At 71.0% G+C, this 26,357-nt stretch carries 28 protein-coding genes and 1 pseudogene; 10 read left to right on the forward strand and 19 right to left on the reverse strand.

The window, feature by feature from the left end:
* Positions 1–18 precede the first annotated feature (18 nt).
* Complete coding sequence (locus MUB56_RS22900; protein ID WP_244929319.1) at positions 19–588, reverse strand: hypothetical protein; 570 nt, start codon at positions 586–588, stop codon at positions 19–21.
* A gap of 226 nt (positions 589–814) precedes the next feature.
* Positions 815–1,564: an SDR family oxidoreductase gene (locus MUB56_RS22905; protein ID WP_244929320.1), complete on the reverse strand. Its 750-nt coding sequence runs from the start codon at positions 1,562–1,564 to the stop codon at positions 815–817.
* 264 nt (positions 1,565–1,828) lie between these two features.
* Here MUB56_RS22905 and MUB56_RS22910 point away from each other — a divergent pair, with 264 nt between their 5' ends.
* The 3 genes and pseudogenes from MUB56_RS22910 to MUB56_RS22920 form a co-directional block, all read left to right on the forward strand.
* Positions 1,829–2,356 (forward strand): SigE family RNA polymerase sigma factor, encoded by a 528-nt coding sequence (locus MUB56_RS22910; protein WP_244929321.1) that lies wholly within the window; start codon positions 1,829–1,831, stop codon positions 2,354–2,356.
* Positions 2,353–3,279, forward strand: coding sequence for a hypothetical protein (locus MUB56_RS22915; protein WP_244929322.1), 927 nt, complete (start codon positions 2,353–2,355; stop codon positions 3,277–3,279). Before MUB56_RS22910 ends, MUB56_RS22915 begins: the two co-directional genes overlap by 4 nt.
* Positions 3,280–3,326: 47 nt before the next feature.
* Positions 3,327–3,434, forward strand: a pseudogene (locus MUB56_RS22920) (IS481 family transposase); the annotation flags it as partial.
* Between the two features lie 22 nt (positions 3,435–3,456).
* Here MUB56_RS22920 and MUB56_RS22925 read toward each other — a convergent pair.
* A complete protein-coding gene (locus tag MUB56_RS22925; protein WP_244929323.1) occupies positions 3,457–5,259 on the reverse strand; it encodes a 3-hydroxybutyryl-CoA dehydrogenase in 1,803 nt (600 codons plus the stop codon).
* Between the two features lie 55 nt (positions 5,260–5,314).
* Positions 5,315–5,827: a GNAT family N-acetyltransferase gene (locus tag MUB56_RS22930; protein ID WP_244929324.1), complete on the reverse strand. Its 513-nt coding sequence runs from the start codon at positions 5,825–5,827 to the stop codon at positions 5,315–5,317.
* Positions 5,828–5,851: 24 nt separating this feature from the next.
* Between MUB56_RS22930 and nucS the strand changes: the two genes are divergently transcribed.
* The 3 genes from nucS to MUB56_RS22945 all read left to right on the forward strand — a co-directional run bounded on the left by nucS (position 5,852) and on the right by MUB56_RS22945 (position 7,261).
* Positions 5,852–6,538, forward strand: coding sequence for an endonuclease NucS (gene nucS / locus MUB56_RS22935; RefSeq protein WP_244929325.1), 687 nt, complete (start codon positions 5,852–5,854; stop codon positions 6,536–6,538).
* An 82-nt stretch (positions 6,539–6,620) separates the two neighbouring features.
* On the forward strand, positions 6,621–6,926 hold the full coding sequence (locus MUB56_RS22940) for a hypothetical protein (protein ID WP_244929326.1): 306 nt from the start codon (positions 6,621–6,623) through the stop codon (positions 6,924–6,926).
* 5 nt (positions 6,927–6,931) lie between these two features.
* On the forward strand, positions 6,932–7,261 hold the full coding sequence (locus MUB56_RS22945; protein ID WP_244929327.1) for a DUF952 domain-containing protein: 330 nt from the start codon (positions 6,932–6,934) through the stop codon (positions 7,259–7,261).
* Here the strand turns inward: MUB56_RS22945 and MUB56_RS22950 are convergent.
* From MUB56_RS22950 to MUB56_RS22965, 4 genes are read right to left on the reverse strand one after another with little or no spacing between them, the layout of a single operon-like run.
* Positions 7,198–8,325, reverse strand: coding sequence for an ATP-binding protein (locus MUB56_RS22950; protein ID WP_244929328.1), 1,128 nt, complete (start codon positions 8,323–8,325; stop codon positions 7,198–7,200). The genes MUB56_RS22945 and MUB56_RS22950 overlap by 64 nt on opposite strands.
* 9 nt (positions 8,326–8,334) lie before the next feature.
* Entirely contained in the window at positions 8,335–9,234 is a 900-nt protein-coding gene (locus tag MUB56_RS22955; RefSeq protein ID WP_244929329.1) for an FAD-dependent oxidoreductase, read from the reverse strand.
* Between the two features lie 40 nt (positions 9,235–9,274).
* A complete protein-coding gene (locus tag MUB56_RS22960) occupies positions 9,275–9,799 on the reverse strand; it encodes a ferritin (protein ID WP_244929330.1) in 525 nt (174 codons plus the stop codon).
* A gap of 23 nt (positions 9,800–9,822) precedes the next feature.
* On the reverse strand, positions 9,823–10,011 hold the full coding sequence (locus MUB56_RS22965) for a hypothetical protein (RefSeq protein WP_244929331.1): 189 nt from the start codon (positions 10,009–10,011) through the stop codon (positions 9,823–9,825).
* A gap of 101 nt (positions 10,012–10,112) precedes the next feature.
* On the opposite strand from MUB56_RS22965, the gene MUB56_RS22970 reads away from it, so the two are divergent.
* Positions 10,113–10,373, forward strand: coding sequence for a hypothetical protein (locus tag MUB56_RS22970; RefSeq protein WP_244929332.1), 261 nt, complete (start codon positions 10,113–10,115; stop codon positions 10,371–10,373).
* A gap of 14 nt (positions 10,374–10,387) precedes the next feature.
* Here the strand turns inward: MUB56_RS22970 and MUB56_RS22975 are convergent, their stop codons facing one another.
* The 3 genes from MUB56_RS22975 to MUB56_RS22985 all read right to left on the reverse strand — a co-directional run bounded on the left by MUB56_RS22975 (position 10,388) and on the right by MUB56_RS22985 (position 13,380).
* Positions 10,388–10,981, reverse strand: a complete 594-nt coding sequence (locus MUB56_RS22975; protein WP_244929333.1) for a histidine phosphatase family protein — start codon at positions 10,979–10,981, stop codon at positions 10,388–10,390.
* A 2-nt stretch (positions 10,982–10,983) separates the two neighbouring features.
* The gene (locus MUB56_RS22980) at positions 10,984–13,008 is read right to left on the reverse strand and encodes a protein meaA (protein WP_244929334.1); all 2,025 of its coding nucleotides are present in this window, start codon (positions 13,006–13,008) and stop codon (positions 10,984–10,986) included.
* 63 nt (positions 13,009–13,071) lie between these two features.
* Positions 13,072–13,380 carry an STAS domain-containing protein gene (locus MUB56_RS22985; RefSeq protein WP_244929335.1) on the reverse strand — a complete coding sequence of 103 codons (309 nt, stop codon included), beginning with the start codon at positions 13,378–13,380 and terminating at the stop codon, positions 13,072–13,074.
* Positions 13,381–13,520: 140 nt separating this feature from the next.
* On the opposite strand from MUB56_RS22985, the gene MUB56_RS22990 reads away from it, so the two are divergent.
* The gene (locus MUB56_RS22990) at positions 13,521–14,096 is read left to right on the forward strand and encodes a cob(I)yrinic acid a,c-diamide adenosyltransferase (RefSeq protein WP_244929336.1); all 576 of its coding nucleotides are present in this window, start codon (positions 13,521–13,523) and stop codon (positions 14,094–14,096) included.
* 261 nt (positions 14,097–14,357) lie between these two features.
* Positions 14,358–14,822, forward strand: coding sequence for a hypothetical protein (locus tag MUB56_RS22995; RefSeq protein WP_244929337.1), 465 nt, complete (start codon positions 14,358–14,360; stop codon positions 14,820–14,822).
* Positions 14,823–14,952: 130 nt separating this feature from the next.
* Here the strand turns inward: MUB56_RS22995 and MUB56_RS23000 are convergent, their stop codons facing one another.
* From MUB56_RS23000 to MUB56_RS23010, 3 genes are read right to left on the reverse strand one after another with little or no spacing between them, the layout of a single operon-like run.
* Positions 14,953–15,237 carry a SelT/SelW/SelH family protein gene (locus MUB56_RS23000; RefSeq protein ID WP_244929338.1) on the reverse strand — a complete coding sequence of 95 codons (285 nt, stop codon included), beginning with the start codon at positions 15,235–15,237 and terminating at the stop codon, positions 14,953–14,955.
* A 4-nt stretch (positions 15,238–15,241) separates the two neighbouring features.
* On the reverse strand, positions 15,242–16,408 hold the full coding sequence (locus MUB56_RS23005; protein WP_244929339.1) for an MFS transporter: 1,167 nt from the start codon (positions 16,406–16,408) through the stop codon (positions 15,242–15,244).
* A gap of 13 nt (positions 16,409–16,421) precedes the next feature.
* Positions 16,422–19,730: a BTAD domain-containing putative transcriptional regulator gene (locus MUB56_RS23010; RefSeq protein WP_244929340.1), complete on the reverse strand. Its 3,309-nt coding sequence runs from the start codon at positions 19,728–19,730 to the stop codon at positions 16,422–16,424.
* Positions 19,731–19,902: 172 nt separating this feature from the next.
* Here MUB56_RS23010 and MUB56_RS23015 point away from each other — a divergent pair, with 172 nt between their 5' ends.
* Positions 19,903–21,294, forward strand: a complete 1,392-nt coding sequence (locus MUB56_RS23015) for an FAD-binding oxidoreductase (RefSeq protein WP_244929341.1) — start codon at positions 19,903–19,905, stop codon at positions 21,292–21,294.
* On the opposite strand, the gene MUB56_RS23020 is transcribed toward MUB56_RS23015, so the two are convergent.
* The 5 genes from MUB56_RS23020 to atpA form a co-directional block, all read right to left on the reverse strand.
* Positions 21,291–21,740: a DUF2550 domain-containing protein gene (locus tag MUB56_RS23020; protein WP_244929342.1), complete on the reverse strand. Its 450-nt coding sequence runs from the start codon at positions 21,738–21,740 to the stop codon at positions 21,291–21,293. The genes MUB56_RS23015 and MUB56_RS23020 overlap by 4 nt on opposite strands.
* A 140-nt stretch (positions 21,741–21,880) precedes the next feature.
* A complete protein-coding gene (locus MUB56_RS23025) occupies positions 21,881–22,291 on the reverse strand; it encodes a F0F1 ATP synthase subunit epsilon (protein ID WP_244929343.1) in 411 nt (136 codons plus the stop codon).
* Positions 22,291–23,748, reverse strand: a complete 1,458-nt coding sequence (atpD, locus tag MUB56_RS23030) for a F0F1 ATP synthase subunit beta (protein WP_244929344.1) — start codon at positions 23,746–23,748, stop codon at positions 22,291–22,293. The genes MUB56_RS23025 and atpD overlap by 1 nt, the downstream gene beginning before the upstream one ends.
* Before the next feature lie 6 nt (positions 23,749–23,754).
* Positions 23,755–24,684 carry a F0F1 ATP synthase subunit gamma gene (locus MUB56_RS23035; protein WP_244929345.1) on the reverse strand — a complete coding sequence of 310 codons (930 nt, stop codon included), beginning with the start codon at positions 24,682–24,684 and terminating at the stop codon, positions 23,755–23,757.
* A gap of 3 nt (positions 24,685–24,687) precedes the next feature.
* On the reverse strand, positions 24,688–26,331 hold the full coding sequence (gene atpA, locus MUB56_RS23040; RefSeq protein ID WP_244929346.1) for a F0F1 ATP synthase subunit alpha: 1,644 nt from the start codon (positions 26,329–26,331) through the stop codon (positions 24,688–24,690).
* Positions 26,332–26,357 lie beyond the last annotated feature (26 nt).

A 26,357-nucleotide genomic window follows, 5' to 3' on the forward strand; every position in this document is an offset into this window, starting at 1 on the left:
GTGACTGGTTGCACCGGACTAGTGGAGTCGCGTCAGGGCGTACACGAGTACGAGGACCTCGGCGACAAGGGCGACGATCTGGACACGGAAGGCCTCGACGCGCCACTGGATCTCCGCGTCATTCCTCTCCCTGCCCTGCCGAATCACCTCGACCATCCCGATCCGGGCGGCAGTCTCGTCCTCATCGTTCTCGTAGTACTCGATGAGCTTGGCCGGGCTGGGTACGAAGACCCATGACGACGCGGGCCAAACGATGCACATGGCGCAGATGCCGTTGACGGCGACGAGGGCCATCAGCGTCCACGACGCCCACTCTTCCAGGACGGGCCCCTTGGTGGAGTCGGTGTAGAGCAGGCCGACGGCTGCGGCGACCGTGGTGAGCACGGCGGCACTGGACAGCAGGGTGGTGGAGCGAGTGCGAAGGTTCCCCAGGGTGGTGTCCTGGCTCTTCAACCTGTCCCTGGCGCTGTCGTAGGCGAGGACCGCCATCGGATTGACCGGCTCCCTGGGTGCAGCTCGCTCGGCGCGCGGAGCAACCGGCGCGCCAGGCAAAGGTGCGCCGCCGGCGTCTGAGCCGGTGTCGGTCATGAGGTCACCGTACGACTCGGGGCGCATGCTGGCGAGTGCCAGAAGGCGGCCGAGTGGCTCGAGCCAGACGATCGAGCCAGAGGATCGAGGAGCTCACGTCGGCGCTGTTCTGCGGCCCGTGTCAGCCGTCCGGCCGGCCCCACCCTCCTTCGGCGATCGCCACTCGACCGCACGGGCCCGATTCGGTGACGCACGACCCGGACCCGCGGTCGCGGGCGGTCACCGGTCAGCGCAGCATCACGCCGCCGCCGTCGACCATCAGCGTCTGGCCGGTGATGTAGGACGCGTCGTCGCTGGCCAGGAAGACCGCGGTACGGCCGATGTCGGCCTCGGGGTCGCCCAGCCGTCCCAGCGGGGCGCCGCTCAGCAGCGCGGCCTCCTGCTCGGGGTGCTCGGCCAGGAACCGGTCCACGCCCTCGGTGCGGGCCAGCGGCGAGATGACGTTGACGTTGATGTCGTCGCGGGCCCACTCGTGAGCGGCCACCCGGCTCATGGCGCGCACGGCCTCCTTCGCAGCGGCGTACGACAGCTGGGTGGGGCGCCCGATCAGCCCGGCGCCGGAGGCGAAGTTGATCACCGAGCCGCGGGTGAGCTTCAGGTCCGGGTAGCAGGCGCGCATCAGCCAGAACGCCGGGTAGAACCCGGTGTCGAACGAGAGCGCGAACATCTCCATCGTGGTGTCGACGAAGGGCGCCTGCCGGCTCGCGTGGGCGTTGTTGACGAGCACGTGGATCGCGCCGTACGTCGAGACCGCAGCGTCCCGGATGACCTCGGCGTTGGCCTCCTGGGAGATGTCGATCGGCAGGAAGCGGACGGCGTCGCCGAGCTCGGCGGCCAGCTCCTCGCCGCGGGCCTCGTCGACGTCGACGAAGAGCACCCGGGCGCCTTCGGCGACGAACGCGCGGACGATCCCGCGGCCGATCCCGTTGGCGCCACCGGTGACGATGGCGGTCCTGTCCTGCAGTCGGTCGGCCATGCTCGCTCCTAGGTGTTGGCTGTGCCCGGACCGTAGGGGCCGGGCACGGGGCTCGCCCGACAGCATCCCGCTGACCGGTCGGCCGCCGGCTGCTCCGGCAAGAGCGCCGGACGACACCAACACCCCACGGCCCTGATGGGCAGAGTCGACCGACACCGCGGAGCGACCGAAGCCCCGGCGATGAGAAAGAAGTTGCCGACATCGCCAACCTTCCGGGCCATGACTTCCGTCAACGTGGATGAAGAGGAAGACAGGAGGCAAGTCGTGTCACGAGACGAGGACTTCGGTGCGTATGTCGCCGGACGACGGGCGCATCTCTACCGGAGTGCCTGGCTGCTCTGCGGTGACCCGCACCGGGCCGAGGACCTCGTCCAGGAGGCGCTGACCAAGCTCTACCTCGCCTGGCCGCGCGTCTCTCGCGTCGGCAACATCGACGCCTACGTCCGCCGGATGCTGGTCAACGGACACATCGACGACAGCCGTCGGCCATGGCGTCGCGAACGCCCGACCGCACAGCCACCCGACACGACCTCAACTCCCGGGCCGGACGAGGAGTCCGACGAGCTCTGGCTCGCACTCCGCGGGCTCCCAGCAGGACAACGCCGGGTGGTCGTCCTGCGCCACTACTGGGGCCTGTCCGTCGAAGAGACCGCCCACGACCTCGGAGTCGGCATCGGCACCGTCAAGAGCCAGACCTCCGCCGCACTCGCGGCACTCCGCCGCATCCTCACCCCCGAACCAGCAGCCTCCTCGGCAACCACAACCAGCGACACCCCAGGAGAAGTCCGATGAACGACCTCGACCAGTTCGCCGACCGACTCCGCGCACTCGGACAGCGCGCACCCGTCCCCATCGCCGACCCGCTCCTGGACATCCGTCGCGGCCGCGTCGCCCTCCGACGCCGCCACGCCCGCAGCGCCGCCGGCGTCACGACCGCTCTCGTCGCCGCCGGAGCGGTCGCCACGACCTTCCCCGGCCTCCACCTGCCCGGAGGCGGTGGCAGCACCGCCATCGCCCCTGCCGGGTCACCCTCCGGCGCGACCTCGCCCACAACCTCTCCGCTGCCCACTGCGAAGGACCCGTGCACGATCGAGGCGCCCGCCGACGGCGACACCACGGTCTTGCCAGGAGCGATCCAGCGCGGGGAAGGGATCGGCGCGTCGAAGTCCGAGCCCGGCGACGTCCTGACAATCGAGAACGACCCCCAGGTGGCTGCCGCGCTGCCTGCATATCGAGAGGCTGCGGCCGCAATCCTCGACCCGTCAGGCGAGCACCTCGACCGCGCCGACCGCAAACGGTCGAACAACGTCCAGGCCAGCTCCTACTGCGATCCCAAGACCGGTGAGCATCTCACCAGACTCGGCACCAAGATCGGTTGGACCGGCGGCGGAGCGCTCGGGGTGATTCAAATCGAGGTCGTGACACCCGCGCACGACGACGAGCCCCAGACCGTGCTCAACCACGCTGGCTGGACCGCCTACCAGGGACAGCTTCCGACCGGTGTCAGCGCGGCCGAGGTCGCGAGCTACAGCAACGACGGCGGCGGGCACGCTGTGGCTGTCGAACGCGCCGACGGACTCACTGTCACCATCGACGCCGCGGCCACCTGGGGCAACAACGTCGCGCCCGGCTCGGCACCCGCAACCGACCTTCCCGGGATCGACAAGCTCGTAGAGCTCGCAGCAAGCCCCGAGCTGACCTTCCCCGAGCGGTGACCAGACGCCCGAGCCCCGGTCCCGCACACGTCCGCGGGGCTGGGGTTTCCAGCGACGACCAGAGAGCCGCCGATCTTGCCCCCTGGATCGAGCACGACAGCACTGAACGCCACCACGGCGCACTCGGAGGACTCCCGCCCATCAGCCGCCAGTGACCAACGTGTCGGCCAGGTACATCTAACGGCTGCTGTAGTCGCGGAACCCGCGCTTGGTCTTGCGGCCGAGGTAGCCCGCGGTGACCAGGTGCTCCAGCAGCGGCGCGGGGGCGAAGCCCGGCTCGCGGAACTCCAGGTAGAGCTCGCGCTGGATGGCCAGCGAGACGTCGTTGCCGACCACGTCGAGCAGCTCGAACGGGCCCATCGGCAGCGCGCAGCCCTGCTTCATCGCGGTGTCGATGTCGTCGGCGGTGGCGTAGTGCGCCTCGAGCATCTTGACGGCGTCGTTGAGGTACGGGAACAGCAGCGCGTTGACGATGAAGCCCGCACGGTCGCCGCAGGTGACCGCTACCTTGCCGACCTTCGCGCACAGGGCCCGCGTGGTCTCGGTGACGGCGTCGTCGGTCGCGACCGTCGAGACCACCTCGACCAGCTTCATGATGGTGGCCGGGTTGAAGAAGTGCATGCCGATGACGTCCTGCGGGCGACTGGTCACCTTGGCCATCGCGATGATCGGCAGCGACGAGGTGGTGGTCGCGAGGATCGCCCCCGGCCGACAGATCTCGTCGAGGTTCTCGAACAGCGTGGTCTTGATGGCCAGGTCCTCGGCGATCGCCTCGACCACGAGGTCGACGGCCGCGAGGTCGTCGAGCGAGGTGGAGCCGGTCAGCCGGCCGAGCACCTCGGCCTTGGCCTCCTCGGTCGCCCGGCCGCGCTGGATCTGCTTGTCGAAGCTCTTGGTGATCGCGGCGACCACGCCGCCGACCTTGTCCTGGCTGCGGCCGACGTACGTGACGTCGTACCCGCTCTTGGCGAAGACCTCGATGATGCCGGTCGCCATGGTGCCGGTGCCGACGACGCCGACCCGCGCGATGTCGTGCCGCAGCTCGGGCAGCTCGTCGGCCGACGGGGTCAGCGCGTCGGCGACCACGACCGGACTGTCGGGCGCCTCGTAGGTGTAGAAGCCGCGGCCGGTCTTGCGACCGAGCAGGCCCGCGGTGACCATCTGCTTGAGGATCGGTGCGGGCGCGTGCAGCCGGTCGCGGCCCTGGCGGTACATCGTCTCGAGGATCTCGTACGCCGTGTCGAGGCCGATCAGGTCGAGCAGCGCCAGCGGACCCATCGGGTAGCCACAGCCGTAGCGCATCGCGGCATCGATGTCCTCGCGGGAGGCGTACTTGCCCTCGAACATCGACACCGCGTGGTTGAGGTAGCCGAAGAGCAGGGTGTTGGCGATGAAGCCGGCCTTGTCGCCGCAGACGACGGGGTTCTTGCCGAGCCCCTCGACCAGCGCCTTCGCCTCCGCGAGGACGCCCTCCTCGGTGACGACCGTGCGGACGATCTCGACCAGGTCCTGCACCGGCGCGGGGTTGAAGAAGTGCACCCCGACCACCCGGCCGGGCCGCGCGGTGGCGGTCGAGAGGTCGGTGACCGAGAGCGAGGAGGTGTTCGTCGCGAGGATCGCCTCCGGCGCCACGATCGCGTCCAGCTCGCGGAAGATCGACTTCTTCAGCTCCATGGACTCCACGACCGCCTCGACCACGAGACCGGCGTCGGCGACGGCCGCCAGGTCGGTGGTCAGGGTGATCCGGTCGAGCAGCTCGGCCTGCTCGGCCTCGGTCAGCTTCTCGCGCTTCACGGCACGCGCCGTCGAGTGCTCGAGGTACTGCCGGCCCCGGGCCAGCGACTCGTCGTCCTTCTCGACGCCGACCACGGCGTACCCGTGCCGGGCGAACACCTCGGCGATGCCGGCGCCCATCGTGCCCAGGCCGACGACGCCGACGGTCGTGATGGTGCGCTCTGATGACTCGGGAGAGGTCGACATGGCCGGGATCATGGCACATATTACTGTCGAGTAACAGTGACCTGGGCCACGCCGCTCAGGGTTGTCTGAGGAGCGCGGTGTCCATGAGAATCCGCGGCCCGTGGCGGTCCAGGCCGAGCTCCACCTCGTGCTCGCGCAGCCGCACCTGCCAGGGTGCCGGTCGAGCGACTTCGGCGAACCCGAGGCCGACGTAGAAGGGCCCGTTCCACGGCACGTCGCGGTACGTCGCCAGCGACATCCGTTCGTGACCGGCCCACCGGGCCTCCTCCATCGCGGCCCGGACCAGCGCCGTCCCGACGCCCTGCCGCATCGCGTCCGGGTGCACCGAGACCTGCTCGAGGTGCGCCTCGCCCTCGATCAGGAGCACGTGCGCGAACCCCACCACCGGGTCGCCCGCCACGAGCAGGAATCCCGGCCGGTCGGCCCGCTCGCCACCCGAGACGGCGGGTGCGACCAGCGCGTCGCCGGTCAGGTCGCCGAGGTGCTCCTCGAAGAGCGCGCCGCCCGCGTCCTCGATCGACGCGAGGTGCCGCAGGTCGGAGGGACGCGCCAGGCGCACGGCGTACATGTGCTCACTGTAGATTCACGGCCCGTGAGACTCGTCGTCGCGAAGTGCCAGATCGACTACGCCGGTCGGTTGACCGCCCACCTCCCGATGGCCACCCGGGTGCTGATGGTCAAGGCGGACGGGTCGGTGCTCGTGCACTCCGACGGCGGCTCCTACAAGCCGCTGAACTGGATGTCGCCGCCCTGCACCCTGCGCGAGGGCACCACCGACGACGGCACCCCCGAGTGGACGGTGACCAGCACCAAGACCGACGACACCCTGCGGATCCTGCTGGCGGAGGTCATCAGCGACTCCAGCCACGACCTCGGCGTCGATCCCGGCCTGCAGAAGGACGGCGTCGAGAAGCACCTCCAGGAGCTGCTGGCCGAGCACCCGGGGACGCTCTCCCCCGGTCTGACGCTCGTACGCCGGGAGTTCCCGACCGCGATCGGGCCGGTCGACCTGATGTGCCGCGACGGCGAGGGGGTCTCGGTCGCCGTCGAGATCAAGCGGCGCGGCGACATCGACGGCGTCCTCCAACTCGGGCGGTATCTCGAACTGCTCAACCGCGACCCCCTCCTGACCGGCAAGGGACCGGTCCGCGGGATCTTCGCGGCCCAGGTAATCAGGCCCCAGGCGCGGGTGCTGGCAGAGGATCGCGGGATGACCTGTGCGCTGGTCGACTACGACGCGCTTCGGGGTCTCGACGATCCGACGGTTCGCCTGTTCTGAGAGACAAGCGGCCTCGCACGTCGTCCACAGGGGCACCGGACGACGATGGCGGCTCACGGGAACCCGGCATACGGTGACAGGCATGACGAGCGATCCCGGCATGAGTCGCCGCGTGACCCGACTCGAGAACGACACGGAGTCGGTCTACGAGCTCATCACCGAGGTCAGGTCCACCCAGGACGACCACACGCGCCGGTTCGAGTCGATCTTCGAGATCATCACGGAGGTCAGGTCCGCCCAGGACGACCACACGCGCCGGTTCGAGTCGATCTTCGAGATCATCACGGAGGTCAGGTCCGCCCAGGACGACCACACCCGCCGGTTCGATCGGATCGAGACCACCCTCAACGAGGTCGTCCGCCGTCTTCCAGATCCTTCCGCAGGATGAGCGGCATGCTGATCTACCACGTCGCCACCGCCGCCGACTGGACGGCCGCGCAGGTGACCGGGGAGTACACGACCTCGACGTACGGCGTGACCCTGGCGCAGGAGGGATTCCTGCATTGCAGCCGCGAGGACCAGTGGCGCGGGGTCCTGGCCCGCTACTACGCGGACGTCAGGGAGCCGCTGGTGCTGCTGGTCATCGACACCGACCGGGTCGGAGTGCCGGTCGTCGAGGAGCCTCCGGCACCGGGAGCGGCCGAGACCTACCCGCACGTCTACGGCGCGCTGGGACCGGCTTCGGTCATCGAGGTGCGGCCGCTGGACGACCGGTCGAGGTAGGGCAGCACCACCCGGAAGGTGGTCCCGACGCCGAGCTCGCTGTCCACCTGGATCTCGCCGGCGTGTGCGTCGACGATCTTGCTGACGATCGAGAGCCCCAGCCCGGCGCCCTGGGTGTGCGCGGCGACGGCGCTCGGGGTCCGGTAGAGACGCTCGAAGATCTGCGCCCTCTCGTCCTCGCGCAGGCCGACGCCGGTGTCGGTCACCTCCAGCACCGCGAGTCCCCCGTCGTCGACCACCCGGACCCGCACCTCGCCCCCGGACGAGGTGAACTTGAAGGCGTTGGTGAGCAGGTTCTCGAGGACCTGGACCAGCCGGTAGAAGTCCCCCAGGACCGGGCGTACGTCCTCGACCTCGACGAGAAGGCGCAGCCCGGCCTCCGCCGCGGCCGTGCGCTGATCGGTGACCACGCGGTTGACGAGGGCGACCAGGTCCATCGGCTCGCGCGCGATGTGCAGCCGACCGCCGTCGAGGAAGGCCATCGTGAGCAGGTCGTCGACCAGCCGCATCTCCCGGGCGGCATTGCGCTCGATCACCCCGACCAGGCTCCGCGCGGTCGGGCCGAGCTCGTCGGGACCGAGGTCGGCGAGCAGCTCGGTGTAGCCGACGATCGAGGTCAGTGGCGTGCGCAGCTCGTGGGAGACCGTCGCGATCAGCTCGTCGCGCATCCGGTCGGCCTCCGCCTGCATCCGTCGGCGCTCGGTCAGGTCACGGATGGCTGCGGAGACGAGTAGTCCCTGATCGGTCTCGAGAGGCGAGAGCGAGATCTCGACCGGGATCTCGCGGCCGTCCCGGTGCAGGGCGAACACCTCGACCGCCCCGATCGGCCGGACGCTGGGCCTGCGCATGAATCCGCCCCGCAGGCTCGGGTGCTCGGGGCGGAACCGCTCGGGCACCAGCACCTCGATCGGGCCCCCGATCAGCTCCTCGCCGGACCAGCCGAAGACGTTGAGCATCTGCCGGTTGGCCAGCACGATCTGTGCATCGCCGTCGACGATCACCGTCGGGTCCGGCGCCGCGTCGATCAGCTTGCGAAAGAGGCTGTCGTCCCCGGCGATAGCCACGAGCCGAGCCTAGACGAAACCCACCACGTCCTCGGCGCAGCCCCACGCGAGGGTGACGCCGGCGCCGCCGTGGCCGTAGCAGTGCACGACCCGGCCGACCCGCTCCACCCGCAGCGCGGGACGCACCGGACGCAGGCCCACCCGGTGCCGCAGCACCCGGGCACCGGCGAGCTCCGGCACGAGTCGGGTCGCCCGTTCGAGGATCGCGGTCGCCGCGGCCGGCACGGGCGTCCGGCTCCAGTCACCCTCCTCGTCGGTACCGCCGACCACGATGTCCGCCGAGCGCGGTACGACGTACGTCGGCCCCGCGGGGTCGAGCCACCAGCGGTCCAGCCCGACCTGCTCGACGACGACGACCTGACCGCGCACCGGGGTGACCGACAGGTCGGCGCCGAGCAGCCGGGCTCCGAGACCCGAGCAGTTGACGACCACGTCGCCGCCCTCCGGGAGGGCCCGGAGGTTGAGGCGGGTCACGGTGCCCCCGAGATCGTCCACCCGGGCGCGCAACCAGTCCAGGTGCACCGGCATCTCGACGACCGGAGCGGTGAACGACCAGCCGTCGACGTACCCCGGCGGCAGCGACGTCGCCCGCTCCAGTCCAGGGACGGCCGCCGCCCACCGGGGCTGCGCCTGCGGCTCCGCGAGCAGCTCGGTGCCGGGCACCATCCGCACGCCGGTCGCGTCGTCGTCGGCCAGGCCTGCGAGCACCTCGAACGTGCGGGAGGCCCAGGCCGTCACCCGGTCCGGCGGGAAGGCGCGGTAGGGGTACCAGAGGGCGGCCGCGACCGCGGACGTCGTCTCCCGCGGCAGGTCCCGGGCGACGACGTCGACCCGATGCCCGGCCTCGAGCAGACGGACCGCGCAGGTCAGTCCCACGACGCCCGCACCGACCACGATCACCCGACTCACGGGAGCAGTCTGGCAGGCCCGGGCTGCTGGCAGTCCCGGCTCAGGCTCCGGCGACCCGAGGAGCGGTGGGATCGGCGACGGCGCCACTCTGCTCGCGGGCGACGTACTCCTCGATGTCCTCGATGTCGTCGACGTTGCGGGTGACGACCGCGAGCAGGTCGGTCATCGTCGCGACCTCCTCGACCTGCTCCTTGATGAACCACTGCATGAACTGCTCGGAGGCGAAGTCGTACTCCTCGCGCGCGATCCGCAGCAGCCCGTTGATCTGCTCGGTGACCCGCTTCTCCTGCGCCAGGGCGAGCGTGACGGGAGCGATCAGGTCGGCGAAGCCCGCGACCGGCGCCTCGACGCCGGGGATGGCGACATCGGCGTCGGTGTCGAGGAGGTACTGCACCATCATCATCGCGTGGTCGCGCTCCTCGAGCGCCTGACCGTAGAAGAACGCGGCCATCCGCGGCATGGTCAGGGCGTCGTAGTACACCGCGCAGGCGAGGTACTGGTTGTGGGCAGCGAGCTCGTTGCCGATCTGGACGTTGAGCTGCTCGGCGAAGCGGGCGGCGGGCATCGGTGCTCTCCTGGTGTGACGGGTCAGGCGGCCTTCGCAAGCTTCTTCTTGGTGACCTTCTTGCCGTCGACCCGGACGAGCTTGCGCTGCTTGACCGTATACCCGTCGGGCAGCGTGCCCTCCTTCAGCATCCGGAGGGGGCACCGGCCGCACTTCGACTTGGAGACGCAGCACTCCGTCTTGGGGAGCTTCGTCTTGGACTTCTTCGCCACGAGAGAAGCGTACCCGACAAAGGTAAGGCGTGCCTTGCCTTTGTGACGGGCGACACGTACGACGGGTTTGACCTCCCGTCCCGGGCGGAAGTCTGGCTGCCATGACCGCAACCCGCGACGCCGTGCCCACCGGGATCATCCTGAGCGTGATGGGAGTCGTGGCGGTCGTCCTCTCGGACCTTCCCTCGATCTACACGCACGGGTCCGGCTTCGGCGACGGCGAGGGCCAGGGCGACCTCGGGGCGATGAAGCTCTACCTCAGCAGCATCGTCCAGGGCACGTTCCTCACCCTCGGTCTGGTCCTGCTCGCCGGCGCCGCGACCTGCTTCCTGCTCGCCCTCGTCCGACGGCGTCGCGCCTGAGTCGAAGACCCGGCTCAGCCCAGGTCCGGCGTCTCCCGCGTCACCGACCAGGCCCGCCCGTCGCGGACCAGCTCGACGTACCCGCCGCCACCGAGCAGCAGGTGCCAGGCGGTGGTCCGCGGGCGCCCGACCAGGACCGGCAGGGTCGCCATCACCGCGCCACCGTGGCTGACGACCAGGACGCTCTCGCCCTCGTGCCGGTCGGCGACCTCGGTCAGCACCCGGACCACGCGCTCGATGCTCTCCGAGACCACCTCGCCACCCGGGATGGTGGCCTCGTCGTCGCCGTCGACCCAGCGCTCGAAGACGGGGCCGATGACCTCCCGCTCACTGCCGCTCGTGCCCGCGAGCGAGCCCACGCCGTACTCCCGCAGGCCCTCGCGGACCGTGACGCCCACGCCCAGGACCCCCGCGGCGATCTCGGCCGTCTGCACGGCCCGCGACAGCGGGCTGCACCAGACCGCGGCGATGCCCTCCGCCTCGAGGCGCCGACCGAGCTCTCGTGCCTGGGCGCGCCCCTCGACCGTCAGCGAGCCGCCGTCGTCGGTGACCAGCTCGGTCTCGTACTCGGCGAGACCGTGCCGGGCCAGGAACAGTCGGACGACCACCCTCAGTCCAGCCCGTTGGCCCGGCGGATCACCTCGACGATGCCGCCCATGATCTCGGTCAGCCCGAAGTCCTTGGGGGTGTAGACCGCCGCCACTCCGCCCTCGCGCAGCTTGCGGGCGTCGGAGTCGGGGATGATCCCGCCGACGATCACCGGCACGTCGTCGAGACCGGCGGCCCGCAGCCCGTCGAGCACGGCGGGCACCAGCTCCATGTGCGAGCCGGAGAGGATCGAGAGTCCGACGCAGTGCACGTCCTCGGCCACCGCGGCCGAGACGATCTGCTCGGGGGTGAGCCGGATCCCCTGGTAGACGACCTCGAAGCCCGCGTCCCGAGCGCGTACGGCGACCTGCTCGGCACCGTTGCTGTGCCCGTCCAGGCCGGGCTTGCCCACCAGCAGTCGCAGCCGGCCGCCCTTGTTCCCGGCCAGCTCCTCACCCGTCTGCCGCACCCGCTCGCGGACCGCGGTCAGGTCGGCGCCGGCGTCTGCGACCCCGACGGCGCCGCTGACCCCGGTGGGGGCCCGGAACTCGCCGAAGACCTCGCGGAGAACGCCCGCCCACTCCCCCGTGGTCGCGCCCGCCCGGGCGGCGACCAGCGTGGCGGCCATCAGGTTGGCGTCGGTCTTGGCGGCCTCGGCCAGCGTGGCCAGGGCGGCGGCGACCTCGTCCTCGTCACGCTCGGCCTTCCAGGCCTCGACGCTGGCGATCGCGGTCCGCTCGGCCTCCGGGTCGGCCGCCATGATCGCGCCGTCGAGGTCGGCGGTCAGCGGGCTCGGCTCGGTGGTGTCGAACCTGTTGACGCCCACGATGATCTCGTCCCCGGACTCGATACGGCCCCGGCGGACGGCGTGGCTGGAGACCAGCTCCTGCTTCATGTAGCCCGACTCGACGGCCGCGATGGCGCCGCCCATCGCCTGGACCCGGTCGATCTCCGCCTTCGCACCCTCGACCAGCTCGGCGACCTTGGCCGCGATGACGTGCGAGCCGTCGAAAATGTCGTCGTACTCCAGCAGGTCGGACTCGAAGGCCAGCACCTGCTGCATCCGCAGCGACCACTGCTGGTCCCACGGACGCGGCAGGCCCAGCGCCTCGTTCCAGGCGGGCAGCTGCAGGGCACGCGCCCGGGCGTTCTTCGAGAGCGTGACACCGAGCATCTCCAGCACGATCCGCTGGACGTTGTTCTCCGGCTGGGCCTCGGTCAGGCCGAGCGAGTTGACCTGCACGCCGTACCGGAAGCGCCGCATCTTGGGGTCCTGCACGCCGTACCGCTCGGCCGTGATCTCTTCCCAGAGCTGGACGAAGGCCCGCATCTTGCAGGTCTCCTCGACGAACCGGACACCGGCGTTGACGAAGAACGAGATCCGCCCGACGACCTTCTCGAAGTCGGCCTCGTCGACCTGCCCGGAGGCCCTGACCTGGTCGAGCACGGCGATCGCGGTGCACAGCGCGTAGGCGAGCTCCTGCGTCGGCGTCGCACCGGCCTCCTGCAGGTGGTAGCTGCAGATGTTGATCGGGTTCCACTTCGGGATCTGGTGGACCGTGTAGGCGATCATGTCGCCGATCAGGCGCAGCGAGTGCTCGGGCGGGAAGACGTAGGTCCCCCGTGAGAGGTACTCCTTGATGATGTCGTTCTGGGTGGTGCCGGCCAGGGTGGCCGCGACCTCCTCCGGCGTCAGGTCCGGGTACTGCTCCTCGGCCACGACCTGGTACATCGCGAGCAGCCACATGGCCGTCGCGTTGATGGTCATCGAGGTGTTCATCTCGCCGAGCGGGATGTCGGCGAAGAGCTTGCGCATCTCGCCCAGGTGCGGGACCGGTACGCCGACCTTGCCGACCTCGCCGCGGGCCATCACCGAGTCGGGGTCGTAGCCCGTCTGCGTCGGCAGGTCGAAGGCGACCGAGAGACCGGTCTGACCCTTGGCCAGGTTGGTGCGGTACAGCGCGTTGGACGCCTCTGCGGTCGAGTGCCCCGCGTAGGTGCGCATCACCCAGGGACGGTCACGAACCGGTCGGGCCTTGTCGCTCATGGGACGAGAGTAGGACCAAGGCTACCGATTGGTAACCGCCCCGAGTGTGGTCAATCCGACACCTCAAGCCGTCGCCGCGGCGCGCTCGACCTCGAGCACGCGGATCAACCGGGACATGTGCAGCATCCGGCGGACGGCGGGGCGGCAGCCGCGCAGCGTGAGCCGGTGACCGTCGCGGACGGCCTGGCGGGTGGCGACGGCGAGGACCTTCAATGCCGTGAGGTCGATCGTCTCGACCCCGGTCAGGTCCACGACCACATCGCCGTCGTGCTGGGCCAGCAGCTCGTAGAGCGCGTTGCGGACCTCCATCGTGCTCCGGCCGTCGAACGCGCCGGACAGCACCAGCACGGGTCCGTCCGTCGTGATGTCCATCGCTGCCTTCCTGGAGTACGTCAGGTGGATCTTTACCCACAATGACGCGCCAGAGGCCCGTTCGGTTGCAGGGAATACCGAACTTTCTCTCCCGTGTCGGTGATGACTTCTTCAACCACCGACGTCGATACCCTCGACGCATGGTCAACCTCACCCGGATCTACACGCGCACCGGCGACGGCGGGGAGACCCGTCTCGGCGACATGAGCACCACCACGAAGAACGACCTGCGGCTGCACGCCTACGCCGACGTCGACGAGGCCAACGCGACGATCGGGCTCGCGCTCGCCGGCGGCGGGATCGAGGACGACGTGGTCGCGTTGCTCACGCGCGTTCAGAACGACCTCTTCGACGTGGGCGCCGACTTCTGCACGCCCGTGGTCCCCGACCCGGAGTACCCGCCGCTGCGCATCGAGCAGGAGTACGTCGACCGCCTCGAAGGCTGGTGCGACCAGTACAACGAGAGCCTGGCCGCGCTGCGCTCGTTCATCCTCAACGGCGGTACGCCGGCCGCCGCGCACCTGCACGTCGCGCGCACCGTCGTACGTCGCGCGGAACGGTCGGCCTGGGCCGCCTTCGAGGAGCACCACGAGACCATGAACAAGGTCGCGATCGCCTACCTCAACCGGCTCTCCGACCTGCTGTTCATCCTGGCCCGCCACGCCAACCGGGCGCAGGGCGACGTGCTGTGGGTGCCCGGCGGCGAGCGGGGCTGAGCTGGGCAGGTCGGCCAGGCCGAGCGCGCTGCTGGGTTCGCCCTGGCTGCTCCAACTTGTTCCAAGTCGAAGCAGGACTTGGAACAAGTCACTGTTCTCCAAGTTTCCCACGTCCCGGTCCCCCCTCCGCCGTACGGGCCAGATCCCGGCCTGAGGGCCGACGCAGGTGAGTTCCTCGGTGCCTACTCGGCACTCCCCGAGCACGATCGCCCCTACCTCGCCTGGGATGACTTCCGATTCCGGGCGTCCACCGGTGTCGAGGTGTCTCCCGAACAGCAGCGGTCGCTGATCAGGTTCCGCCGACACGCTTCGGCGCGGAGCCTCACGCAGCTTCGCGACCGGGACGGCCACGCCTTCGACTACGTGCTGGCCGACCAGATCCTGGAACTGCTCGACCACATCAGCGCGACCGCGAAAGGGCAGATCGCCATGGCCGAGGCGGTCACCAATCCGAGCACCCGCGACCGGTACATCGTGAGCTCTCTCATCGAGGAGGCGATCGCCTCCAGCCAGCTCGAGGGCGCTTCGACGACAAGACGCGTTGCCAAGCAGATGATCACCAGCGGACGCTCGCCCCGCGATCGCAGCGAGCGGATGATCCTCAACAACTTCGTGGCCATGCAGCGCGTGCGAGAGTTGCGCGACCAGGACCTGAACCCGGCGCTGGTGTGCGAGATTCAGCGGATCGTCACCGACGGCACGCAAGGATCTCGCCGATCTCGCTGATCGTGACCTGTTCGTACGACGGCGCGAGGGGAAGCACTTCGCCTGGTATCCGGCGCCCGACCTCGCCGCTCGCCTCGACTGACCTCCTGCTCCAAGGTTTGGAGCAACTTGGAGCAACTTGGTGTTGCCCCTAGGACTCCGCCCGGTCCGCGTGGCCCAGCGACTTCTCGGGCGCGACCAGGTCGCGCACCCGCCGCTTCAGCTCGGTGATCTCGGGGAAGCCGCCGTCGCGCTTGCGGTTCCACACCGGCTCCCCGTCGACGTCGATGCGGAACACGCCCCCGGTGGTCGGCGCGAGGGCCACCTCCCCGAGCTCGTCGGCGAAGGTGGTCAGCAGCTCGCCGGCGTACCACTGCGCGCGCAGCAGCCATCGGCACTGGGTGCAGTAGGTGATCAGGACGCGGGGCGCGGGCATGGCGTCATTGTCCGCCATCGGGCCCGGTGCGCGCCGCGCTGGCGCTGAGTGCGGCGGGGACCATCAGCACCGCGACGACGAGCAGCGCCTCGAGCGTGCCGACGTGGTCGCCGACGACCCCGAGCAGCGGCGGTCCGGCGAGGAACGCGGTGTAGCCGATCGTCGAGACGACGCTGACCCGGGCGGCCGAGCGGGCCCGGTCGTCGGCCGCCGCGCTCATGCCGACCGGGAAGCCCAGCGAGGCGCCGAGCCCCCAGACCAGGATGCCGAGCGCGACCAGCAGCGGATGCTGGCCCAGCACCACCAGCGCGATCCCGGCCACGGCCGCGACCGCGGTCAGCCGCAGCACCGGGACCCGGCCGAACCGGTCCAGGACGACCGGCCCCAACAGCCGTCCGGCGGTCATCGCACAGACGAACAGCGAGAAGCCGGCGACGCCGACCCAGTGCCGGGCGTCGTACCCGTCGATGAGCGCGAGGGCGAGCCAGTCGTTGGCCGTGCCCTCGACGAGCGCGAAGGCCAGCACCATCGCGCCGATGGCCAGGGTGCGCGGCTCCGCCCAGGCCGAGGCGGCGCGACCGGCCGACTCGCCCGGCTCCGGCTCGGCGGGCAGGAACGACCGGGAGGTGAGGACCGCCAGGCTCAGCGCGACCGCGGCCACCAGGCCGAAGTGGGCGAGCAGGGGTACGTCGGCCGCGGCCATCGGAATCCCGATCGCCGCACCCGCGATCGAGCCGAAGCTCCAGCCCGCGTGGAAGCGCGGCATCACCGTCCGGTCGAGCCGGCGCTCGACCTCGGCGGCCTCGACGTTCATCGCGACGTCCCAGATGCCGATGCCGATGCCGTGCAGGAACAACCCGAGGGCGGCGAGTGGCACCAGCTCGGCGACGCCCGCGCCGATCGCGGCGAGCACCAGGCCGCACGCGTCGAACGCCGCCCCCAGCCGGACGACGGTCGCCGCACTGGAGCGCTGGATGAGCGCCCCGGTGGTCGGCAGGGTCAGCACTGACCCGGCCGCGATCGCCAGGAGCAGCAGCCCGAGCTCGCCGTTGCCGAGGTCGAGGTGCTCGCGCACGAGCGGGATCCGGGAGACGAGGGTCGCGAACAGCAGCCCGTTGAGGGCGAACGAGAGGCCCACGGCGTTGCGGGCGGGGATCACCTCGGTGGGCACACGCCGCAGTTCATCAGAAGCCGTGTCGCTCGCGCGCCTCGGCCAGCCAGAGTCCGACCAGCGGGACCCGCCACTCCTCGCACTGGGCGACCGCCCGGTCGGCGTACGACGTCGCGGCCTCGCGGTCGCCCGCAGCCGCGGCCGCCAGCGCCAGGTAGGCGCGCACCGGGCCGACGTTCAGGTCGGAGCCGAACGAGCAGGCCAGGTCGGCCAGCGGCTCCAGCACCTTGCGGCAGGCGGCGCCGAGCTCGGCGTCCGCGAGCCGGAGCGCCACCTCGGCGGCGAAGCAGGCGTTGGCGAGGGACACGATGGTATCCTGCTCGACCCGGGCGCCGTGCTCGGCGTGATGGGCGCGGGCCTCCTCCTCACGACCGGCGCGCAGCAGGAACGCCGTCACCACCGCCGGGACCTCATGGGCCGGGCCGGACCAGGACGCCAGCAGCGCGACCACCTCGGCGCAGCGTCCCTCCCACAGCCGGACCGCGATGGTGGCGCTGACGACCGCGTGGTCGGCGAAGTCGTGCGAGATCTGGCGCGCGGTGCGAGCGAGGTGCTCGAGACGCTCGGCGCACCGGTCGAACCGGCCGGCCATGGCCAGCCACGGGATCTCGGCGCTGTCCAGGACGGTCTCGCCGTACGCGATCCGCAGTCGGCGCGCCTCCTCGCGCGCCTCCCGGACGGCTTCGTCGAACTCGGGGCGGCGGCCCAGCTCGCCGTACGCCACGGCCTGCAGGCACGCGGAGACCAGGTGCGCGCGTTCCTCGCCGAGCTCGGCCGCCAGCGCCATCGACTCGGTGGTCCACGCCAGCCGCTCCGCAGCGGTGCGGGCCACCCAGAGGGACACGCAGGCGACCTGGCAGGCGTCGACCAGGAGCATGTCGTCGCCCAGCCGGCGGGCGATGGCGAAGGCCTCGTCCACCAGAGCCCGCCGGTCGGCGAACGACGTGCGGTGGTGCAGCTCGTTCGCCAGGGCGAGCAGGACCCGGGCCCTGAGGGCCGAGTCTCCCTCGGGCAGCCCCGCCAGGCTGGTGCGCAGGGCGGTGACGACGGTGTCGTTGACCTCGCCGTCGGGCGCCGAGCGCCACAGGGTCCCGAACGTCGGCGCGATCGCGGCGCCCGCGACGGCGGCCGGGTCACCGATCTCGCGGGCGACGGCGACAGCCCGCTCGACGGTCGCGACCAGCTGCGGGAGCAGCGCCGCCCAGCGGTACGCGTCGACGAGCTGCATCAGCACGGCGTACTGGGCCTGCGGGGTCGACTCCGGGTCGGCGTCCAGCGAGTCGAGCGCGTCGGTCAGCAGCGCGGCCGCCTCGTCATGGGCGTGCAGCGCCCGGGCGATGAGGGCGGCGTCGACCGCGGCCTGCCAGGCGCGTCGGGCGTACGCCGGCCCCGCGGCCCGCCAGTGCACCGCGACCTCGGTCTCGCGCCCGACGGCCGAGGCGAGCACCTCGGCGACCCGGGCGTGGGCCCGGGCCCGGCGCGACGCCGACATCGTCGACCGCAGGGTGTCGCGCACCAGGGCGTGGGCGAACCGGAACTCGTCGATGCCGTCCTCGTGCACCAGGCCGGCGACCAGGGCCGGCTCGACGAGGTCGAGCACGTCGTCCTCGTCGACGCCGGAGGCGCCCGCCAGCGTCGGGGTGTCGAAGGCGCGGCCGACGACGGCAGCGGTCCGGAGGAGGGCGAGCGTCTCCTCGGGCAGCCGACCCAACCGACGGGTCAGCACCTCGCTGACCCCGGTCGGCGGGCCCTCGTCGTCGAGCAGCGTGTCCAGGTCGGCCCGCTCCCCCGCGAGCCGGGCGTACTCGACCAGGAAGAACGGGTTCCCGTCCGTGCGGGAGCGCAGGTGCTCGGCGAGCTCGCCCGACGGTCGTGCGGACGTGACGCCCTCGACGATCCCCGCGACCGACTCCCGGTCGAGCCCGCCGAGCTGGACGCGGACCGCGTGCCGACGAGCCAGGGTCTCGGCCAGGTCGGCCAGCGCCCCGGTCGGGGCGGGGTGGTCGCGCCAGGTGCCGAGCACCAGCAGCCGTGCCGCCTCGGTCGTCTCGGCGACCAGCCGGAGCACGCGCAACGTGGCGCCGTCGGCCCAGTGCAGGTCCTCCAGCACCACGACCGTCGGCGCTCGGGTGGCAGCGGCCCGGAGCACCCCGGCGACGAGCTCGGCCTGCCGGAACTGGCCTCCGGTGTCGGCGACCTCGCCGAGATCGACGTCCGCGTCCAGGGCCTGCAGCACCGTGCGCCAGGGCCACAGGGGCGGGGCGCCGTCGTCCTGCGAGCACTGACCGACCAGCACCTGCGCGCCGCGCGCGCGGGCCAGGGCGGCCAGCTCGGCCGCGAGCCGCGACTTCCCGATGCCGGGCTCCCCGGTCAGGACGGCGTACCTCGCCCGGCCTCCCTCGGCCGCCTCGAGCGCCGCTTCGAGGAGCTGCAGCTCGGCCGACCGGCCGACCATCGGCCACGGGGCGACCACCTCGGCGGGGCGCACCGGCGGCGGCACGGGAGCCGGTACGACGGGCACGCTCGCCGTTGGCACCGCCGCAGCGGGCGCCACCCACTCCAGGGCCGGGTCCTGACGGAGCACGGCCGTCTGCAGGGTGCGCAGCTCGACGGACGGCTCCAGGCCGAGCTCGACGTCCAGCACCTCCCGCACACGGCCCAGCGCCTCCAGGGCGTCCGCCTGCCGCCCCGACCGGGTCAGCGCGAGCGCCCGGAGCCACCACAGCCGCTCGCGCAACGGGTGGGCGTCGGTGAGCGCCTCCAGCTCGGCCGCCACCGTGCGGTGGTGGCCCAGGGCCAGGCCGGCGACCGCCCGGTCCTCGAGGGCGACGAGTCGGAGCTCCTCGAGCCGGTGCCGCTCGGCCACGGCGCCCGCCGCCTCGCTCAGCTCGCTGTACGGCGTGCCGCGCCACCGCGCGAGCGCGGTGTCGAGCACGGAGACCGCGGCGGCGAGCTCCGCGGTGTCGAGCGGGGACTCCCCGAGTGCCGGCACGGCCTGCAGGCGCGCGTGCGTGTCGGCCACCTCGCGCTCGAAGCGGACCGCGTCGATCGCGTCCTCGGGCAGCCGCAGGGCGTACCCCGGCGCGACGGTGACGAGCACGCTCGCCGGCGCCCGGCGAGCACGGTCCGGCTCCAGCACCCGGCGCAGCGAGGAGACGTAGCCCTGGAGGGTCGCCACGCTCCCCGGGGGCGGCTCGTCGCCCCACAGCAGGTCGACGATGCCGTCGACGGAGACCGCACGCCCGCGGGCCAGCGCCAGACCGGCCACCAGCGCCCGCTGCTTGGGGGTGCCGAGGTCGATCCGGACGCCTGCAGAGCTCACCTCCGCTGGACCGAGGACCGCAACCTCCACGCGGGCAGCATAGGGACTCCGACCCCCTGTCCGGGCCCGGATCGGGACTCCCGGTCGAGCTCCAGTCCGTTCCCAGCCGGCTCCCAGTGGTGGAAGCGAAGGTATCGACACCCACCCAGACAGCCCAGACAACGGAGTCAGCATGACCATCGACCTCACCCCCGTCCGCGCCGAGAGCCTGCGCGGCCTCTGCGGCGGCCGTGTCCACCTGCCCGGCGACGGCGGGTACGACGCCGCCCGGGTGGCCTGGAACCTCGCAGTCGACCAGCGACCTGCGGCCGTCGCCCTCCCCCGCGACGCCGCCGAGGTCGTCGAGGTCGTGCGCGCCGCCGCCGACGCCGGCCTCCGGGTCGCCCCGCAGACCACCGGCCACAACGCCGGACCGCTCGCCGCCCGCGGCCTCGACGACGTGCTCCTGCTTCGTCTCTCGGCCCTCGACCAGGTCACGGCCGATCCGCGCCGCGGCGTGGTCCGGGTCGGCGGCGGCACGCTCTGGGAGCCCGCGGTCGACGCGGCGGCCGCCCAGGGCACGGCCGTCCTGCACGGGTCCTCCCCGGACGTCGGCATCGCCGGCTACAGCCTCGGTGGCGGCATCGGCTGGTACGCCCGCAAGCTGGGCCTGGCCACCAACAGCCTCACCGCGGTCGAGCTGGTCCTGGCCGACGGCACCCAGGTCCGCGTCGACGCCGACCACGACGCCGACCTGTTCTGGGCGGTCCGAGGCGGCGGCGGCAGCTTCGGCGTCGTCACCGCGCTCGAGCTCCGGACCTTCCCGATCTCCACGGCGTACGCCGGCTTCCTGCTCTGGGACCTCGCGGACATCGAGCCGGTGCTCCGCGAGTGGGCCGCCTGGGCCCCGGAGGCGCCCGACGAGGTCACCACCTCCTTCCGGGCGATGCGGCTGCCCCCGCTCCCGGACCTGCCCGAGTTCCTGCGCGGCCGCTCGGTGGCGGTCATCGACGGGGCGGTGCTCGGTTCCGAAGAGCGCGGCGCCGAGCTGCTGGCCGGCCTGCGCGCGCTGCGACCGGAGATCGACACGTTCGCCCGGGTTCCGGCGAAGTCCCTGGTCCGGCTGCACATGGACCCGGAGGGCGGCGTACCGGCCGTCTCGGGCAGCACGATGCTGCACTCCCTCCCGGACGCCGCCGTGGACGCGTTCCTCGCCGAGGCCGGACCCGACGCCCACACCTCGCTGCTCGCAGCCGAGCTGCGTCAGCTCGGCGGCGCGCTCGGTCGGTCGGACCCGACCGGCGGCGCACTGTCGTGCCTCGACGGACAGTTCGTGACCTACGCAGTCGCCATGGCCCTCGACGCGGACACCGCCACGCAGGGGCTGGCCGACGCCGGACGTCTCGGTGACGCGCTCGCGCCCTTCGACAACGGTCGGTCGTACCTCAACTTCGCCGAGTCGCCCGTGGCGACCCGGACGGCGTACGGCGTGGACCGATGGAGCCGGCTGACCGGCCTGCGCGACGCGGTCGACCCGCACGGGCTGTTCGCCGCCAACCACCCGATCGGCCACCCGAACGGCTAGTGCTGGCGCTGGTCCCAGTCCGTGCCCGGCGGACGGGCCTCCAGCCAGGCCTGGAAGCCGGTCAGCGAGGCGGCGCTCATGGCCAGCTCGAGCGCGCCGTCGCGGTCACTGAGCTCGATCACGAGGTGGTCGGGGTAGAGCGCGATCTCCTCGGCGCCCTCAGGCGAGCGGCGCCCGTCGAAGCTGAGCTCCGAGCGGAGCCAGGTGGCCTTGGGCCGGAACGAGAGCGAGAAGATGCGGAACCACTCCAGGGTCTCCCCGGAGTAGCGGCCGAGGCCGAGAAGCCAGCCGCGTCCTGCCCTCGCGGACCGGACGCGGTAGCTGAGCTCGAAGGTGCCCCCGTGGCGAGACAACAGACGGCGACGCACGATGAGTGCGACGCCGTAGCCGAGGAGAAGCACGAGCAGCAGTCCGGCCACGTCGAGCAGCCACTGCCACACCGGCATTCCGTCCCCCTTGTCACCGGACGCGAACCGGTGATCCCGCGCCTGCTCACCCTAGCGGGCGAGCAGCCGCAGGAGTCGGTCGGGTCCGGCATGCCGGACCCGACCGCACTCCACGATCGGAGCGTCGTACACGACCTGGGTCAGGAGGTCTTCTCGACCGCGCGGATCCGCGCCTCGGCGAGCCGGATCCGGTGCTCGGCCTCGTCCGGAACGTCGAGCTCACCGGAGCGTGCTGCCTCCAGCTCGGCCCGGGCGTCGTCGACGTTGATCTCGCTGGCGAGCAGGGTGTGCTCGGACAGGATCGAGACCCGGTCGTTGGCCACGGAGAGGAACCCGCCGTCGACGGCAGCGATCACCACGTCACCATCGACGTCGGCGATCTCCACGACCGCCTCGGTCAGCAGGGACAGCATCGGCGCGTGCCCGCGCAGCACGCCGACGTCACCCTCCACCGTCCGTGCGATGACCATGGTGGCCTCGCCCGACCAGACCGTACGGTCGGCCGAGACGAGCTCCACCTGCAGGGCGGAGTCCGATTCCTGGCGAGCCATCAGAGGTTCTTCTGGATCTCGGCCCACTTGGCCTCGACGTCGTCCAGACCGCCGCACATGAAGAACGCCTGCTCGGCGACGTGGTCGTACTCACCGTTGGCGATCTTGTTGAACGCCTCGATGGTGTCCTTGACCGGAACCGTCGAGCCCTCGATGCCGGTGAACTGCTTGGCGACGTAGGTGTTCTGCGACAGGAACCGCTGGATGCGGCGGGCGCGGGACACGATGATCTTGTCCTCTTCGGACAGCTCGTCGACACCGAGGATCGCGATGATGTCCTGGAGCTCCTTGTTGCGCTGCAGGATCTGCTTGATCCGGATGGCGCAGTCGTAGTGCTCCTGCCCGATGTACTGGGCGTCGAGGATCCGCGAGGTCGACGTCAGCGGGTCCACCGCGGGGTAGATGCCGAGCGACGCGATCTCGCGCGAGAGCTCGGTGGTCGCGTCCAGGTGGGCGAAGGTCGTCGCCGGAGCCGGGTCGGTGTAGTCGTCCGCGGGGACGTAGATCGCCTGCAGCGAGGTGATCGAGTTGCCTCGGGTCGAGGTGATCCGCTCCTGGAGCTGACCCATCTCGTCGGCCAGGTTGGGCTGGTAGCCCACCGCGGACGGCATCCGGCCCAGGAGGGTGGAGACCTCGGAGCCCGCCTGCGTGAACCGGAAGATGTTGTCGATGAACAGCAGCACGTCCTGGTTCTGGACGTCGCGGAAGTACTCCGCCATCGTCAGCGCCGACAGCGCCACGCGCAGACGCGTGCCCGGCGGCTCGTCCATCTGACCGAAGACCAGGGCGGTCTGGCCGATGACGCCGGCCTCGGTCATCTCCTCGATGAGGTCGTTGCCCTCACGGGTGCGCTCGCCGACACCGGCGAACACCGACACACCACCGTGGTCCTTGGCGACGCGGGCGATCATCTCCTGGATCAGCACGGTCTTGCCGACGCCGGCACCACCGAACAGGCCGATCTTGCCGCCGTTGACGTACGGCGTGAGCAGGTCGATGACCTTGATGCCGGTCTCGAACATCGTGGTCTTGGCCTCGAGCTGGTCGAAGGCCGGAGCCTTGCGGTGGATGCCCCACCGCTCCTTGACCTCGTACACCTCGCCCTCTTCGAGGTTGAGGACGTCACCGGTCGCGTTGAACACGTGACCCTTGGTGATGTCACCCACGGGGACCGTGATCGGCCCGCCGGTGTCGGTGACGGTGGCGCCGCGCACGAGGCCGTCGGTCGACTGCATCGAGATGGCGCGGACCATGCCGTCGCCGATGTGCAGCGCGACCTCGAGGATCAGCGTCTTGGTCTCGCCGTTGAGGTCGAGGTCGACCTCCAACTTGTTGTACATCTCCGGCATCGCGTCCGCAGGGAACTCGACGTCGACGACGGGGCCGGTCACGCGAGCGACGCGGCCGGTCGCCCCCGCTCCCGTGCTCTGCTGGGTCTCATCAACAGTGGCAGTCATAACTCTTCACTCACTCCCGGCTTGTGAGTCGGCGAGCGCGTTGACGCCACCGACGATCTCGCTGATTTCCTGGGTAATGCCGGCCTGGCGGGCCTGGTTGGCGATGCGCGTGTACTTCTTGATCAGCTCATCGGCATTGTCGGTCGCGGACTTCATCGCCTTCTGGCGGGCGGCGAGCTCGGAGGCGGCCGCCTGCAGCAGGGCGAAGAAGATCCGGCTCTGGACGTACTGCGGCAGCAGCCCGTCCAGGACCGCCTCGGGGGACGGCTCGAACTCGTAGAGCGGCAGCACGTCGTCGCCACCGGCTCGTTCGTTGCCCTCGCCCTCTTCGGCCTCGACGACCTCGAGAGGAAGCAGGCGCACCGCGGTGGGCTCCTGGACGAGCATCGACCGGAACCGCGTGTAGACCACGTGCACCTCGTCGACGTCGCCCTCCTCGCCCTGGTCCTTCAGGAAGGACTCGATCAGGGCGTGCCCGACCTCCGCGGCCACGTCGTACGACGGCTGGTCGGAGAAGCCCGTCCACGTCTGGATCACCGGGCGGCTGCGGAACTTGAAGTACGCCTCGCCCTTGCGACCACAGATGTAGAAGTCGATCTCCTTGCCCTCCTCGCGGAGCCGCTCGGCAAGACGCTCGGCCTCCTTGATCGCGCTCGAGGAGTAGGCACCCGCGAGGCCGCGGTCGCTGGTCACGAGGAGGATGGCGGCCCGCTTCGGGTTCTCCTCCTCCTTGGTCAGCGGGTGGTCGACGTTCGAGAACGTCGCCACCGCAGAGACCGCACGGGTCAGCTCACGGGCGTACGGCGCTGCCGCCTGGGCCCGCTGCTGCGCCTTGATGATGCGGGACGCAGCGATGAGCTCCATGGCGCGCGTGATCTTCTTCATCGACTCCGTCGACTTGATCCGCGCGCGGTACTCACGCAGCGAGAGAGCCATGGGTCAGCCCCGCTTCTGCTTGACGATCTGCTCCTGCTCGAGCTCCTCGTCGCCCAGCGCCTCGGCCGTGGCCTCGTGGCCGACCTTGATCGACCCGCCGTCGGAGGTCTCGAACTGGTCGAGGAAGGAGTCGTAGGCGTCCGAGAGCGACGACGCGGTGTCGTCGTCGAACTTCAGCGACTCGCGGATCGCCGACAGGATGCCGTCGTGCGAACGGCGCAGGAAGTCGAGGAACTCCGACTCGAAGCGCAGCACGTCACCGGCGGGGACCCGGTCCAGGCGCCCGGAGGTGCCGATCCACAGGGAGACGGTCATCTCCTCGACGGGGTACGGCGAGTACGCCGGCTGCTTGAGCAGGGCCATCAGTCGCTGGCCCCGGTCGAGCTGCTGACGCGACGCCGCGTCGAGGTCGGAGGCGAACATCGCGAACGCCTCCATCGCGCGGAACTGCGCGAGGTCGACCTTGAGCGAGCCGGTGACGGCCTTCATCGCCTTGGTCATGGCCGCACCACCCACGCGGGAGACCGACACACCGACGTCGATCGCCGGGCGCTGGTTGGCCGCGAACAGGTCCGACTGCAGGAAGATCTGGCCGTCGGTGATCGAGATGACGTTGGTCGGGATGAACGCCGAGACGTCGTTGGCCTTGGTCTCGATGATCGGCAGGCCGGTCATCGAGCCACTGCCCAGGTCGTCGGAGAGCTTCGCGCAGCGCTCGAGGAGCCGGCTGTGCAGGTAGAAGACGTCACCCGGGTAGGCCTCGCGGCCCGGCGGACGGCGCAGCAGCAGCGACACGGCGCGGTACGCCTCGGCCTGCTTGGTCAGGTCGTCGAACACGATGAGGACGTGCTTGCCCTCGTACATCCAGTGCTGGCCGATGGCCGAGCCGGTGTAGGGGGCGAGGTACTTGAAGCCGGCGGAGTCGGACGCGGGTGCGGCGACGATCGTCGTGTACTCCAGGGCACCGGACGCCTCGAGGGCGCCACGCACCGAGGCGATGGTCGAGCCCTTCTGGCCGATGGCGACGTAGATGCAGCGGACCTGCTTGGTCGGGTCGCCGGTCTCCCAGTACTGCTTCTGGTTGATGATCGTGTCGATCGCGACGGTCGTCTTGCCCGTGGCGCGGTCGCCGATGATCAGCTGGCGCTGACCCCGACCGATCGGCGTCAGGGCGTCGATCGCCTTGATGCCGGTGGCGAGCGGCTCGTGCACCGACTTGCGCTGCATCACCGAGGGCGCCTGGAGCTCGAGGGCGCGGCGGCCGCTCGTCTCGATGTCGCCGAGGCCGTCGATGGCGTTGCCGAGCGGGTCGACGACGCGACCGAGGTAGCCGTCGCCGACGGGCACGGAGAGCACCTCGCCGGTCCGGCGGACCGTCTGGCCCTCCTCGATCTTGTCGAAGTCACCGAGGACGACGGCGCCGATCTCACGAGTGTCGAGGTTCAGGGCCAGGCCCAGCGTGCCGTCCTCGAACTCGAGCAGCTCGTTCGCCATCGCCGAGGGCAGTCCGCTGATGCGCGCGATGCCGTCACCGGCCTCCGCAACCGTGCCGACCTCTTCCTTGCTGGCCGCCTCGGGCTGGTAGTCGGCGACGTACTTCTGCAGCGCGTCGCGGATCTCCTCCGGACGGATGGAGAGCTCCGTCATCGTTGTGCCTTCTCTCTTGCTTGTCT

The organism is Nocardioides sp. W7, from assembly GCF_022919075.1.
Taxonomy (GTDB): Bacteria; Actinomycetota; Actinomycetes; order Propionibacteriales; family Nocardioidaceae; genus Nocardioides.